Origin of the sequence: Actinophytocola sp., assembly GCF_035712165.1 — a bacterium.
Classification (GTDB): Bacteria; Actinomycetota; Actinomycetes; order Mycobacteriales; family Pseudonocardiaceae; genus DASYTH01.
Genome location: NZ_DASTBH010000114.1, coordinates 1 through 12,598 on the forward strand (window position 1 = coordinate 1; position 12,598 = coordinate 12,598).

General features: G+C 71.7%; 12 protein-coding genes and 4 tRNA genes. 8 read left to right on the forward strand and 8 right to left on the reverse strand.

The genetic code is table 11. The annotated features are described in order from the left end of the window. A partial coding sequence (locus tag VFO68_RS05760; protein WP_325157107.1) for an ATP-binding protein occupies nucleotides 1–2,352 on the reverse strand: 2,352 nt, incomplete at its 3' end. A 145-nt stretch (nucleotides 2,353–2,497) separates the two neighbouring features. Here VFO68_RS05760 and VFO68_RS05765 point away from each other — a divergent pair. The 3 genes from VFO68_RS05765 to ligD all read left to right on the forward strand — a co-directional run bounded on the left by VFO68_RS05765 (nucleotide 2,498) and on the right by ligD (nucleotide 4,326). Further along, nucleotides 2,498–2,662 carry a hypothetical protein gene (locus VFO68_RS05765; protein ID WP_325157108.1) on the forward strand — a complete coding sequence of 55 codons (165 nt, stop codon included), beginning with the start codon at nucleotides 2,498–2,500 and terminating at the stop codon, nucleotides 2,660–2,662. 106 nt (nucleotides 2,663–2,768) lie between these two features. Then, the gene (locus VFO68_RS05770) at nucleotides 2,769–3,344 is read left to right on the forward strand and encodes a DUF1349 domain-containing protein (RefSeq protein ID WP_325157109.1); all 576 of its coding nucleotides are present in this window, start codon (nucleotides 2,769–2,771) and stop codon (nucleotides 3,342–3,344) included. A gap of 28 nt (nucleotides 3,345–3,372) precedes the next feature. Beyond that, entirely contained in the window at nucleotides 3,373–4,326 is a 954-nt protein-coding gene (ligD, locus tag VFO68_RS05775) for a non-homologous end-joining DNA ligase (RefSeq protein WP_325157110.1), read from the forward strand. Between the two features lie 4 nt (nucleotides 4,327–4,330). Here the strand turns inward: ligD and VFO68_RS05780 are convergent, their stop codons facing one another. The 5 genes from VFO68_RS05780 to VFO68_RS05800 all read right to left on the reverse strand — a co-directional run bounded on the left by VFO68_RS05780 (nucleotide 4,331) and on the right by VFO68_RS05800 (nucleotide 9,185). Next, the gene (locus tag VFO68_RS05780; protein ID WP_325157111.1) at nucleotides 4,331–5,701 is read right to left on the reverse strand and encodes a pyridoxal phosphate-dependent decarboxylase family protein; all 1,371 of its coding nucleotides are present in this window, start codon (nucleotides 5,699–5,701) and stop codon (nucleotides 4,331–4,333) included. 62 nt (nucleotides 5,702–5,763) lie between these two features. Then, nucleotides 5,764–7,221 carry a serine/threonine-protein kinase gene (locus VFO68_RS05785; protein ID WP_325157112.1) on the reverse strand — a complete coding sequence of 486 codons (1,458 nt, stop codon included), beginning with the start codon at nucleotides 7,219–7,221 and terminating at the stop codon, nucleotides 5,764–5,766. A gap of 61 nt (nucleotides 7,222–7,282) precedes the next feature. Next, the gene (locus VFO68_RS05790; protein ID WP_325157113.1) at nucleotides 7,283–8,089 is read right to left on the reverse strand and encodes an SAM-dependent methyltransferase; all 807 of its coding nucleotides are present in this window, start codon (nucleotides 8,087–8,089) and stop codon (nucleotides 7,283–7,285) included. A gap of 573 nt (nucleotides 8,090–8,662) precedes the next feature. After that, a tRNA-Val gene (locus VFO68_RS05795) sits at nucleotides 8,663–8,734 on the reverse strand. 34 nt (nucleotides 8,735–8,768) lie between these two features. Beyond that, entirely contained in the window at nucleotides 8,769–9,185 is a 417-nt protein-coding gene (locus VFO68_RS05800) for a TIGR02611 family protein (RefSeq protein WP_325157114.1), read from the reverse strand. 238 nt (nucleotides 9,186–9,423) lie between these two features. On the opposite strand from VFO68_RS05800, the gene VFO68_RS05805 reads away from it, so the two are divergent. The 4 genes from VFO68_RS05805 (at nucleotide 9,424) to VFO68_RS05820 (ending at nucleotide 10,251) form a co-directional block, all read left to right on the forward strand. Next, complete coding sequence (locus VFO68_RS05805) at nucleotides 9,424–9,849, forward strand: SsgA family sporulation/cell division regulator (RefSeq protein WP_325157115.1); 426 nt, start codon at nucleotides 9,424–9,426, stop codon at nucleotides 9,847–9,849. A gap of 123 nt (nucleotides 9,850–9,972) precedes the next feature. Continuing rightward, nucleotides 9,973–10,045 (forward strand) — tRNA-Gly (locus VFO68_RS05810). Nucleotides 10,046–10,100: 55 nt separating this feature from the next. Further along, a tRNA-Cys gene (locus tag VFO68_RS05815) sits at nucleotides 10,101–10,172 on the forward strand. A gap of 4 nt (nucleotides 10,173–10,176) precedes the next feature. Beyond that, a tRNA-Val gene (locus VFO68_RS05820) sits at nucleotides 10,177–10,251 on the forward strand. A gap of 140 nt (nucleotides 10,252–10,391) precedes the next feature. Here the strand turns inward: VFO68_RS05820 and VFO68_RS05825 are convergent. Then, the gene (locus tag VFO68_RS05825) at nucleotides 10,392–11,057 is read right to left on the reverse strand and encodes a response regulator transcription factor (protein WP_325157116.1); all 666 of its coding nucleotides are present in this window, start codon (nucleotides 11,055–11,057) and stop codon (nucleotides 10,392–10,394) included. Beyond that, nucleotides 11,054–12,247, reverse strand: a complete 1,194-nt coding sequence (locus tag VFO68_RS05830) for a sensor histidine kinase (protein ID WP_325157117.1) — start codon at nucleotides 12,245–12,247, stop codon at nucleotides 11,054–11,056. The genes VFO68_RS05825 and VFO68_RS05830 overlap by 4 nt, the downstream gene beginning before the upstream one ends. Nucleotides 12,248–12,379: 132 nt before the next feature. On the opposite strand from VFO68_RS05830, the gene VFO68_RS05835 reads away from it, so the two are divergent. Continuing rightward, nucleotides 12,380–12,598: ATP-binding cassette domain-containing protein (locus VFO68_RS05835; protein ID WP_325157118.1), on the forward strand; the 219-nt coding region annotated here is incomplete at its 3' end.

The following is a 12,598-nucleotide window of genomic DNA, read 5'->3' on the forward strand; positions in this document are numbered from 1 at the left end:
GGCCGCCGCGGCCGCCACCTCGTCCCGGACCGCGCGGGCCCGCTCGGCCCGGTCCGCCTCGGCCCGCAGGCCCAGCGCGACCAGCGCGCCGGCGAACAGCTCCTCGTCGGTGCCGGCCAACAGCCCGAGCCCGGCGCGCACGGCCGAGGCGGCGACCTCGGCGTGCCCCTCCCACACCGCGCACTCGGCCACCAGCTCCCGGTACCAGCGGTGCCACGAGATCACGGCGCCCGGTTCGATCAACCGGCCGACCTGGTCCAGCCTGCGGCGAGCCGCCGGCAGCTCACCCAGCCAGATCTGCCGGCGGGCCTGGTAGATCAGCACCGGAAAGGCCCGCACGCCGCGCATGCCGCGGTTCTCGGCCTGCGCCAGCAGCTCACCCGCGGCGCTGAACCGGCCCGCGGCCAGCAGGTTCCCGGCGGCGTTGGCCTGCAGGAAGCTGCCGTGCTGGCGTTCCAGGCCGAGCCGGCGCATCTCCTGGAAGCCCACCAGGGACAGCCGGGCCGCCTCGATGTTGCGGGCGGCCAGCCCGAGCACGTAACCGGTGTTGATGTAGCCGAGTGCCACGTCGTCCGGCTCGGCCAGCTCGCGGGCGATCCGCAGCGCGTGCTCCAGCTCGGCGAGCCCGGCGGACAGCTCGCCCTGGTGCGCCATGGCCAGGCCGAGCACGTTGCGGGCCCGGCCCTCCACCCGGCGGTCGCCGGCCGCCCGGGCCCCGGCGATGGCGTGCTCGGCCAGGTACTGGCCCCGGTCCAGATCGGACCAGGCGACGTGGATCTTGGCCAGTCCCGCCATGGCGCTGGCCCGCTCCGCGGCCGGCCGGTCCGGACCAGCCGGGTCCGCGGGCGGTCCGGACGGCAGTACGGTCAGCGCCGCCTGGAACGCCGCGGCCGCCGCCTCGCGCTGCCCGCCGTGGTAGTGGTACTCGCCGATCCGGTTCCACAACGCCGCCGCCCGCGACCGGTCCGCGCCATGGTCGAACCGGCGCAGCGCGTCGTGGGCCAGGCCCACCGCCTGGTCGTCCTCGCCGAGCAGGTGCGCGGCGTCGGCGGCGGCGGTCTCCACCGCGGCCCGGTCCATTCCGGCGAGCCCGGCCGGGTCGGGCACCCGCTGCCAGGCGTCCAGCGCGCGCCGCAGCTGGGCCAGGGCTTCGGCGAAACCGTTGCGCCGGAAGGCGTCGAAGCCGGCCCGGACCGCGGCGGGCAGCGCCGCGCGATGGTCACCGGCGGCGTGCCAGTGGTAGGCGATCTCGGCGGTGTGGGTGGCCCGGTCGGCCGCCCGCAGTGCCGGGTCGTCCTCCAGTGCCCTGGCCAACCGGGCGTGCAGCGTCCGCCGCTCGGCCGGCAGGATCCGGTCGTAGATCACCTCGCGGATCAGCGCATGCCGGAACGTGTAGCTCGCTCCGTCGGGGTGCGGGCGCAACACGTGCGCCTCGGTCGCCTCGTGCAGCGCGGCGAACACGTCCGGCTCGGCCAGCCCGGACAGCGCGGCCAGCAGATCGTGCCGGACCTCCCGGCCGGCGATCGCCGCGACCCGCAGCAGGGTGCTGGCGGCGGGGGACAGCACGGCCAGCCGGCCCAGCACGAAGTCACGCAACGACGACGGCAGCGCTGCCGCACCGGTATCCGGCGCGTCCGCCAGTGCCTCGGTGACCAGCGGGTTGCCCTCGGAGCGGGCGAACACGGCGTCCACGAACGCCGGCTGCGGGTCGGCGCCGGTCAGGTTGGCCAGTTGGGTCGCGGTCTCGGCGCGGCTGAGCCGGTCCAGGTCGACCCGCACCGCCTCGCGCAGCCGCACCAACTCCGGCAGCCGGCGGCGCACGTCGCCCCCGTCGTCCAGGTCGTGGTCGCGGCAGGTCAGCACCAGCAACACGGGCTCGGTGCGCAGGTTTCGGGCCAGGAACGCCAGCAGGTCCACAGTGGACCGGTCGGCCCAGTGCACGTCCTCGACGGCGAGCAGCACCGGCGCCCCTCGGGCGATCCGACCCAGGGTGCCGAGGAACAGCTCGAACATCCGGGGTTGCGTGCTCGTGCTCGGCGAACCGGCCGCGACCAGGTCCAACCCGGTCTCCTCGTGCCGCAGCGCCTCCACGATGGGCGCGAACGGCAGCTCCGCCTCGGCCAGCGGCAGGCAGCCGCCGGTCAGCACCCGGGCGCCGCGCGCCCGGGCCAGCGTGGCCAGTTCGGTCAGCAGCCTGGTCTTGCCCACCCCGGCCTCACCGGTGACCAGACACAGGCCGGGAGTACCGGCCAGGGTCCGGTCCAGCGCCGCCCGCAGTGCGGCCAGCTCGACCTGCCGCCCGACCAGATCCGGCCGTGCCCAGGTGATCGGATCTTCCACCGCGCACGTCATGTGGCTACCTCGTCGCCATCGGTGCCCTAAGCCCGCCCACGGCGCGAATAGGGCTGTCTTACAGGAGTTCTGAGGGAGCCGTCCGATACCTCGCGGGCGGTGAAAGTCGCAGCCTGGTTGGGGGCACGAACGAGGGGACGAGGGGATGACGTTCACCACCTGCCCGGGTTGCGGGGCGATCGCCGAGGTGGTCGACCGGTTCACGCTGCCGAGCACCGCCGGCCCGGTCGAGCACATCCGCACGCACTGCGTGCACCGGCACTGGTACACCACGCTCGCCCGTCAGCCGGCGACCGACCACGCCGACTAGATGGGCACCCGCGTGGGTACGTCCTGCTGAGCGGACGTACCCACGCGGTTTCCAACCGCCGCGCGGGCGATGGACGAGGGGGAGATCGCCCGGCAGGATCGTTCCAATGACAGCGGACGCGGTTCGGGCCTTCGGTGGCGACGACTGGCGCTGGCTGAACCCGCCGCCCGAGTGGACCGCCGACGATCGCGGCCTGCGGCTGGTCGCCGGGCCGGGCACCGACTTCTGGCGCGGCACGCACTACGGCTACGAGCGCGACGACGGGCACGTGCTCGGCCGGCCGCTGCGGGGTGACTTCCGGATGACCGTGACGGTCAGCGGGGACTACCGCGACCGCTACGACCAGGCCGGCCTGATGGTCCGCATCGACGAGCGCAACTGGATCAAGGCAGGGATCGAGCTGGACGGCCGGTTGCTGCTCAGCACGGTGGTCACCCGGGAGAACTCGGACTGGTCGGTGCTGCCGCTGCCGGAGGCCGCGAACACGCCGGTCACCCTCGAGCTGGAGCGGTCCGGCGACACGGTCATGGTGCGCTACCGCACCGGTTCGGCGCCGGCCACGATGGTGCGGCTGGCGTACCTGCCCCCGGACCAGGAGGTGTTGGTGGGCCCGATGAGCGCCGCGCCGGACGGCTCGGGGTTCGAGGCCAGGTTCACCGCTCTGCGTTTCGCGCAAGCGTGAGGGCGCGGTGGATGGCACGCTGGTCGGCGTGGGCAGCAGCGATGAGGAGCGCGACGGGGTTCGGCTGAGCAACCTCGACACGCCATTGTTCGACGGCGCGGCGGCGACCAAGCGGGATCTGGTGGACTACCTGGACGCGGTCCGCGACGCGATCCTGCCGGAGCTCACCGGCCGGCCGCTGTCGGTGATCCGGGTGCTCCGGGGACAGGCGCCGTTCATGCAGAAGAACACCCCCAAGTACACCCCGGACTGGGTGCGCACGGTGTCGGTGTGGGCGGAGAGCTCCAAGCGCGAGGTGTCCTACGCGCTCTGCGACGACCGCCGCACCCTGCTCTGGTTCGCCAACCAGCGGGCCGTGGAGTTCCACCCGACGCTGGTCCGGGCCGACGACTGGCAGCACCCGACGTACCTGGTGCTGGACATCGACCCGCCGGAGGGCGCCGCCTTCTCGCTGGCCGCCCGGGCGGCGCAGCTCATCCGGTCGGTGCTCACCGACGCGGGGCTCACCGGCGTGGCCAAGACCAGCGGCGCCAAGGGACTGCACGTGTTCGTGCCGGTCGACACCAGCGCGCCGGCCGAGGACGTCGCCGCGGCCACCCGGGCCATCGCCGCCCGGGCCGAACGCCTCGACCCGGACCTGGCGACCACGGCGTACATCCGCGAGGACCGGGGCGGCAAGGTCTTCCTGGACTCGACCAGGTCGGGCGGCGCGACCGTGGTGGCCGCCTACAGTCCTCGGGTCCGGCCGGGTGCCCCGGTCTCGTTCCCGGTGCCGTGGGACCAACTCGACGCGGTCAGCCCCGGTGACTTCACCGTGCACACCGCGCCCGGTCTGCTGGCCGGCGGCGACCCGTGGGCGGCGGCCATGCCGGAGCCGCAACGGATCGGCGAGGACCTGCTCGAGGAGGGCCGGGCCATCCCGGTCGCCCGGGTGGCGGCCATGCACGAGGGCAAGCGCCGGGCCCGGGCCCGCGGCGACTGAGCAGTCAGGCCAGCACCTGCTTGACCGCGGCGAACACCCGGTCCACGTCGGTGTCCCGGGTGCGCCAGTTGCTGAACGCGGCACGCAGTGCGGGCCCTCCGGTGTAGACGGTGGGGGTCACGAACACCTCGCCGGTACGGGTCAGTTCGTCCGCGACGGCGTCGACGTCGCCCGGCACGGCGAAACAGACGACGTTGAGCCGGACCGGGGCGAGCAGCCGCACACCCGGCAGTGTGGCCAGCAGGTCGCCGAGCCGCCGGGCCGCGGCGATGTCCCGCTCGACGATCTCCCGGTGCCCCTCCACGCCGTACGCGGTGAGCGCGAACCAGGTGGCCAGCGCGCGCTGCCGGCGGGAGCTTTCCGGCGTGAGGTGGACGAAGTCGGGCTCGCCGGTCGGCATGCCGAGGTAGGGCGTGGCGTTGTGGAAGACCGCCACCTGCAGGTCCTGGCGCCGGTTGAACTGCACGGCGGCGTCGTACGGGACGTTGAGCCACTTGTGCAGGTCGACGCACACCGAGTCGGCGCCGGCCAACCCGTCGAGCAGCGGCGCGTGCTCCCGGGACAGCACCGCCAGGCCGCCGAACGCGCCGTCGACGTGCAGCCAGAACGGGTGGCTGGCCTTGAGCTCGGCGATCGCGGACAGGTCGTCGAAGTCTCCGGTGTTGACCGTCCCGGCGTTGCCCACCACGATCGCGGGCCGGCCGGCCAACCCGGCCAGCGCCTCGCGCAGCGCGGCCACGTCGACCGCCTCCCGGCCGGGTAGCACCGGGACGAGCCGCACCCGGTCCCGTCCGATGCCGGCCATCGACAGTCCCTTATAGACGGTCGAGTGTGGCGCGCCGGACAGCACCACGACCTCGCCGAGCGCGCCAACCCCTTGCCGGGCAACGGAAACACCGAGCTGTTCACCCAGCCACTCGCGGGCGGTGGCCAGCCCGACGAACGTGGACATGGTGGCGCCGCTGACGAACGCCCCGTGGTGGGCCGAGGTCAGCCCGAGCAGTTCGCCAAGCCAGCCAACGGTTTCCCGTTCCAGGTAGGCGGCCGAGGAGTCCCGGACGGTCACCACGTTCTGGTCGAAGGTGGCCGCCAGCCAGTCCCCGGCGAGCGCGGCAGGGGTGGCGCCCCCGGTCACGAAACCCAGGTACCGCGGGCCGGCGCTGGCCGAGAACCCGGGCTCCCAGCGCCTGCTGAACCGCGCGAGGGCCGCGTCCAGCCCGATCCCGGTGTGGGGCAACGGTTCCGGGTCGGGCGGTGGCACGCGCCGGACCACCGGACGCTCGGGCAGGCCGGTCAGCGCTCGCTCGGCCACGGTCCGGGTGGACTCCAGCAACTCGGGCAACCGGGCCAGGTCGTCGGCCAGTCTCGGATCCACACCGGCACGCTAGCCCGGGCGGCGTGCGGCGGTCGCGGGCCAATGACCGGAAACTGGACTGATCAACTGGTCACGCTGGACAGCACCGAGGACTCGTCGATCAGCCAGCGGCCGTCCTGGCTGACCAACTGGTAGCGGTGCCGCTCACGGACCACCCGGCCGTCCTTGCGCAGGTACTCCACGTTCGCCTCCACCGTGCTGTCCCCGGCCGGGTTGACGCCGGAGACCCGCACGCCCTGCATCCCGCCCCAGAACCGCTGGTAACCCTCGAACCCACCGGCCGGACTGCGCTGGTACTTGGGGGTCAGCCAGGTCCACGTCTCGGTCAGGTTCCCCGGCATCAGCCCGTAGTAGGCGACGATCGTGTCGGCCGCGCTGCGCGGGGGTGACGGCGGTTGCGCGGTCGGTTCGCCGGTCGGCGCCCTGGTGGGCGCCTGCGTGGGCGCCTGGGTCGGTGCCTGGGTCGGTGCCTGGGTCGGCGGCTGGGTCGCCGCAGCCGGGGTGGTGGTGGCCGCGATGCCGCCGCCGGGCTCCTCCTGGTTCTGCAGGAGCGCGAACCCCAGGCCGACCAGGCCCAGCACCAGGACCGCGGCGATGATCAGCGGCAGCCGACCGCGGCCGCGCCGGGGCGGTTCGTCCCGAACGGGCGCGGTTCGAACCGGTGCCGCCGGGACCGGGTCCGGGGCCACCGGCACGGCGGGCATCAGGGCGGTGGCGGTGGCCGTGCGCGCCGGCGCCTCGGTCAGCTCCGTCTCGACCTCGACCATCGTCGGCCGCTTCGCCGGATCGAGGCTCAGCATGCGGGTCAGCGCGCCGGTCAGCGGCCCGGACCGGGCCGGCGGGATCATCTGGCCGGACGCGATCCGGTGCAGCAGCGCGATCGCGTTGTCGTTGGTGCCGAACGGGGGCCGGCCCTCCAGCGCCGTGTAGAGGGTCGCGCCGAGGGAGAAGACGTCGGAGGCGTAGGTGGCCGTCTCGCCCTTGGCCACCTCCGGGGACAGGTAGGCCGGGGTCCCGGCGATCATCCCGGTCGCCGTGACGGTCGCGTCCTCGACCGCGCGGGAGATGCCGAAGTCCGTGATCTTGACCGTGCCGTCCGGATCGAGCAGCACGTTGCCCGGCTTCACGTCCCGGTGCACCACCCCGGCCGCGTGTGCCGAGGCCAGCGCGCCGGCGAGCTGGGCTCCGACCTGGGCGACCTGCTCCACCGGGAGCGGGCCGCGCTCGGCGAGCACCTCGGCCAGGCTGCGGGACGGCAGGTACTCCATGATCAGGTAGGGCTGGCCGTCCTCCTCGAGCACGTCGTACACGGCGATCGAGTGGGGATGCTGCAGCTTGGCGGCGATCCGGCCCTCGCGCATCGCCCGCCGTTTGGCCTCGTCGGTCTTCGGCCCGGTCGCGTCGGGCAGGAGCAGCTGCTTGACCGCCACCTTGCGGTGCAGTCGTTCGTCGTAGGCCCGCCACACCACGCCCATCCCGCCGCCGCCGAGCCGCTCGACCAGGCGGTATCGATGGGCCACCAACCGGTTCTCCGTCACTCCCTGGGGGTTGCACACCAGGCCGGCGCCAAACCGGGTGTGATCAGACCTTTCGGGCCACGCCGGCGTACATGTCATCGTGTCCGACGCCGTCGGCGCCGGTGGTCAGCTCGGGGCGCCAGAACGGCACGCCGACCACGCCCGGGTCCACCAGCTCCAGGCCGGTGAACAGCGCGCTGACCTGGTCGTATGACCGTGGATGTACCTGGTCGCAGGTGTTCGACAGGGCCTTGGTCGCCAGGGCGACCTCCGTCGGCCGGTGGTCGGCGGTCAGGTGGCTCAGGGCCAGCACGCTGCCCGGCGGCAGTGCGTCGAGGTAGGCGGCGATGACGCCGCCCGGATCCGCCTCGTCGGACACGAAGTGCATGACGGCGACCATCAACAGCCCGACCGGCCTGCGCAGGTCGAGCAGCCGGCCGACCTGCGGCGACCGGAGCACCACATGCGGGGTGCGGATGTCGGCACGCAGGATCGCGGTGTTCTCGTCGTCGGCGACGACCATCTCGGTGTGCGCGACCGCCACCTCGTCTCGGTCCACGTACACCACCCGGCAGCCCGGGTCGGCCCGCTGGGCGATCTCGTGCACGTTGCCCACGGTCGGGATACCCGAGCCGAGGTCGAGGAACTGGGTGATCCCCTGGTCGATCATGAACAGCACGGCCCGGCGCAGGAAAGCGCGGTTCCAGCCGGCCACGGCGTCCAGGCCGGGCAGCACGCGGAGCATGTGGTTGGCCGCTTCCCGGTCGACCGGAAAGTTGTGTCCTCCGCCGAGGAGGTAGTCGTACACGCGGGCGGGGCTGGGTCTGTCGAGATTGACCCAGTCCGGGCCGGGGGGCCGCGGGCTGGTCATCAGAAGTGTCCTCTCACTTGTGTCCGGTACTTTACGTACGGAGAACACGCGTAGGCCACGGATCAGCACGCGGTTTCAGTAAATGCACCCGAAAGGAGGAACCGAGACCGTCTCGAATGACGCTGCGCCAATCGCGACGGGCTTATGAGAGGCCCGCGAAAGTCATGGTGCGACCGTTATGGCAGATGTGGCCGGAGTCAGCCCGATGATCGAAAACCGTTGGTAGCCAACGCTTTGACACTCGCCGGCGGCCGGCTCGGGTGTCACTTGTCAGACGACATTGGTTAGCACCCCAGGCTCAACTGGCTCGATCAATACACGCGATGGCGTCGGAGAGCCAATCCTCGTGGACTGCGTCATGATCCCATCAATGGCACGATTCAGCACGTCAGAATGTGCGCCAAGGGCAGATGAATGTGCTGTTAAATGCCCCCTGTCGAGCCCTTTGCCCGCCCGGCCGGCAGCTGGGTTACCCCGTCCGAGATGTTGGCGTAGGTCACAGGTGTCTCATGGGTGAGGGCCCGGACACGGATCAGGCCCCGCCGAGGCGGGGCCTGATCGTAGTCGAACGTGTGGGCGATACTGGGATCGAACCAGTGACCTCTCCGGTGTGAGCGGAGCGCTCTCCCGCTGAGCTAATCGCCCGTCGCGACGACGATACGGTACAGGTTCGGGTGGATCATCCAAAAAACGGGGATGCCAGCCAGGGCCACTCGATGCCCAGCCAGCCACCGACCAGCCCGAACACTCCGAGCAGCCACAGCGTGCCGAGCACCACCAGGCAGGTGAGCACGTACATCCCCCATCGGACGAGCACGTGTTGCCGGCCCAGCCAGTGCGTCCAGGCCGTGTACTTCCCCCGCGCGAACGCCAGCAGCCGGTGCGCCCACTCGAACTCCGCCGCCAGGATGGCGAGCCCGCCGAACACGATCAGCCAGCCCGGCCCGGGGTAGGGGATCAGCACGATGCCGGCGACCAGGACGAGCCCGCCGAGCGTTCCCACGCCGATCCGGTAGCACGTCAGCCGCCCCTGGCTCCTGGTCGCCCAGTCCGGCCGGCGCGGGTGCCAGCGCTGCTCTGTGGTTGGTTGGCTCACATCCGCATTGTGCCCGCCCGCGGCGCAAGCAACATTAAGGCCACAGTCTTACCGGAGTTCGACCGAAGCTTGCCACCATAGGGTGAAGACGGGGCAGACTGTCTCAGGTCGCCCGCCGGGACACGTTGGACCGGATGGGTGATATTTGGCGGTCTTTGGGACCATTTGGGCGGTTGAGGCGTCACATTGGCCGGGCTCAGTCGTTCAATGGACTGGGAGGGAGAAGAAGGGTACGACGATGCGCAACGATCACGTCACGCTCCGCTCAACAGCGGTGTTCGACCTGCTCGCGCCCCGCACGCCCGCGGTGCCGGTCAAGGTCGAGCTTCGCTATGACACGCGTGACCCGTACGCAGTCGTCGCGGCCTTCCGCACCGGGCGCGCCGGCTGGGTTGAGTGGGTGTACGCCCGGGACCTGCTGGCCGATGGCCTCATCGCCGAGGCGGGCGACGGCGACGTGCGCATCCGCCCCGCCGCCGACGATCCCGAGGTGGTCGTGATCGAGCTCAGCTCGCCGTCCGGGCACGCGGTGTTCGAGGCGTCGGCCCAGGAGTTGGCGGACTTCCTCGACCGCACCTATGACGTCGTGGTGCCCGGCAACGAGCACCTGTGGGTCGATGTGGACGAGGCGCTCACCCACCTGATCTCCACCGACCTCACGTAAAGCCCAGTTGGTGAGATGGGGGAACCCCGGTTGATCCGGGATTCGGCGGTCGGATAAAGTTCCGGTCGCACCACGGCAGCCGGCTGAGGGGGACCAGGGGTTCCGCCGTCGAGGTTGTGGCTTGCGGACGTAGCGCAGTTGGTAGCGCATCACCTTGCCAAGGTGAGGGTCGCGGGTTCGAGTCCCGTCGTCCGCTCGGATCGGCCCCTCGGACCAGGGCCGGACTCCCGGGATACCCTCGGGAAAACGGTGGCGGAGTGGCCGAGTGGCTTAGGCAAGGGCCTGCAAAGCCCTGTACGCGGGTTCGATTCCCGCCTCCGCCTCGGCGGGCGATTAGCTCAGTGGGAGAGCGCTACCTTGACACGGTAGAGGTCACTGGTTCAATCCCAGTATCGCCCACCAACCTTCACGCAGGTCAGGCCTCGCTTCGGCGGGGCCTTTCTGCTTGCGTGCCAGCCACGTGCCGCCACCCGCGAGGCGCCGCCTCGAGGGCGGGTCGCCGGGTGTCGGGGGCGGGGTTTGTTGCGGGGCGGGGGTTTTGGCTAGTGCGGGGAGGTCGTGACGAGGCCGGTTTCGTAGGCGATGATCACGAGTTGGGCGCGGTCGCGGGCCTGGAGTTTGGCGAGGAGGCGGCCGACGTGCGTTTTCACCGTGGCGAGGCTGAGGTGCAGATGGGTGGCGATCTCCGGGTTGGACAGACCGGTGGCGATGAGCGTGAGCACCTCCCGTTCTCGTTCGGTGATGCCGTCCAGCCGGGCCGACCGGGTGCGGGTCGGTTCCGGGCGGCGAGCGAACTCCGCGATCAGGCGGCGGGTGACCGTGGGGGAGAGCAGACCCTCGCCGGCGGCGACCACCCGAATCGCGGCGAGCACATCCACCGGCGGGGTGTCCTTGAGCAGAAAGCCGCTCGCTCCGGCCCGCAGTGCCGAGTAGACATAGGTGTCCAGATCGAACGTGGTCAGGATCAGCACCCGCACGTCGCTGGTGGCCGGCGTCGAGCAGATCCGCCGCGTGGCTTCGATGCCGTCCAACTCCGGCATCCGAATGTCCATCAGCACGACATCGGGCCGCTCCTGCCCGGTCAGTCGCACGGCGTCCACCCCCGACGCGGCTTCGCCGACCGTGACCAGGTCCGGCGCCGTGTCCACCAGCAGGCGGAAGCTGCCGCGCAGCAACGCCTGGTCGTCGGCGATCAGGACCCTGATCATGTCCGCTCGCCGGCAAGCCGGTACGGCAGTCGGGCCGTCACCGTGAAGCCGCCACCGTGACCCGGGCCGGCCGCGAACTCCCCGTCGTACATCATCACCCGCTCGCGCATGCCGATGAGGCCGTGGCCCGGCGAGCTCGCGGGCAGTGAGCGGACACCCGGACCGTCGTCGACCACCGTGACCGTTGCCGCCCGCTCGTCGGCGTCCACGCGCACCCGGCAATGGGCCGGGGCGGCGTGTTTGACGACATTGGTCAGCGCCTCCTGCACGATCCGATAGATCGACAGTTCGACGCCGTCCGGCAGCCGCTCCGGACCGTGCACGTCGAGGTCGACCCGCACTCCGGCCATCCCGGCACGATCGGCCAGGTCGCGCAGTCCGCCGAGCCCGGGGCTGGGGGCGAGGTCCAGGCCGCTGGAGTCCGAACGCAACACGCCGAGCAGCCGGCGCATCTCGATCATCGTGTCGCGGCTGGTGTCCTCGATGATCCGGAGCGCATCCCGCGCCTCGTCCGGTCGGTCCCGCGCCACATGGTTGGCCACGGATGCCTTGACCGTGATCAGGCTGAGGCTGTGGGCCACGATGTCGTGCAGTTCCCTGGCGATCCGCAACCGCTCGTCGCTGACCGCCTGCCGGGCCAACTGCTCGGCGGCGTTGACGGCGTCGGCGCGGCGTGCTCGGACGGCCCGGCCGGCTGCCCACGGCGTGGCGAGCAGCAACCAGTCCAGCAGGAGCATCGCCGGCGTCTCCCATGGCGGCGGTTTCTCGGTGGCCACGGCGGTGGCCAGAATCGCCAGTGTCGTCCCGGCGAGACAGGCCACCAGGGCGAGCACGGAGCGACGGCGTGGCTCCAGCAGGCCCAGCGAGTACAGCGCGAGCGCCATCGGGATCAGGAACGGAATCCCGCTCTGGCCCCACGCCATGCCGCTCACGGTGGCCACCGCGAGCGACAGGTAGATGATGGTCAAGGAACCCAGCGGCCAGATCCGGCGCACCCCGATCGGGAGTCCGATCGCGACCGCGACGAGCACACCGAACCAGCCCGGTCCCTGGAAACTGCGGGTGGAGCCGGCGTCTCCGACCGCGAGCATGATCAGCAGCACGGGACCGACCGCCACCAGGATGTCGATGGCGATCAGGTGGCTGCGCCGCATCCCGCGGGTGAACAGCATCGGCCTGCCGTCGTGCACGCAGCGACCGTATCGTTCGGACCGGCGCACCGCGTCGGACCGAGGGCCGTCATCCCCAGGTCTGATTGAGACACCACAGGTCCAGGCCCAGGGCCGATGTGGCCGGCGGTGCGCTGCGGCACCGTTGTCGCCATGATCGAAGTGCGAGATCTGACCAAACGATTCGGCGCCACGCTCGCGGTCGACGAGCTGACCTTCAGCGTGCGGCCCGGGCAGGTGACCGGGTTCCTCGGCCCCAACGGCGCGGGCAAGTCCACCACCATGCGCGTCGTGCTCGGGCTGGACCTGCCGACCTCCGGTACCGCGTTGGTCAACGGCCGGCGTTACGACACCGTGCGGCGCCCCATGCAC

Excerpts from the sequence above, each read along its gene's own strand:
- VFO68_RS05765 (WP_325157108.1), top strand. The coding sequence starts at position 2,498 with ATGACGTTCACCACCTGCCCGGGTTGCGGGGCGATCGCCGAGGTGGTC.
- VFO68_RS05770 (WP_325157109.1), top strand. The coding sequence starts at position 2,769 with ATGACAGCGGACGCGGTTCGGGCCTTCGGTGGCGACGACTGGCGCTGG.
- VFO68_RS05790 (WP_325157113.1), bottom strand. The coding sequence starts at position 8,089 with ATGACCAGCCCGCGGCCCCCCGGCCCGGACTGGGTCAATCTCGACAGA.
- VFO68_RS05805 (WP_325157115.1), top strand. The coding sequence starts at position 9,424 with ATGCGCAACGATCACGTCACGCTCCGCTCAACAGCGGTGTTCGACCTG.
- VFO68_RS05825 (WP_325157116.1), bottom strand. The coding sequence starts at position 11,057 with ATGATCAGGGTCCTGATCGCCGACGACCAGGCGTTGCTGCGCGGCAGC.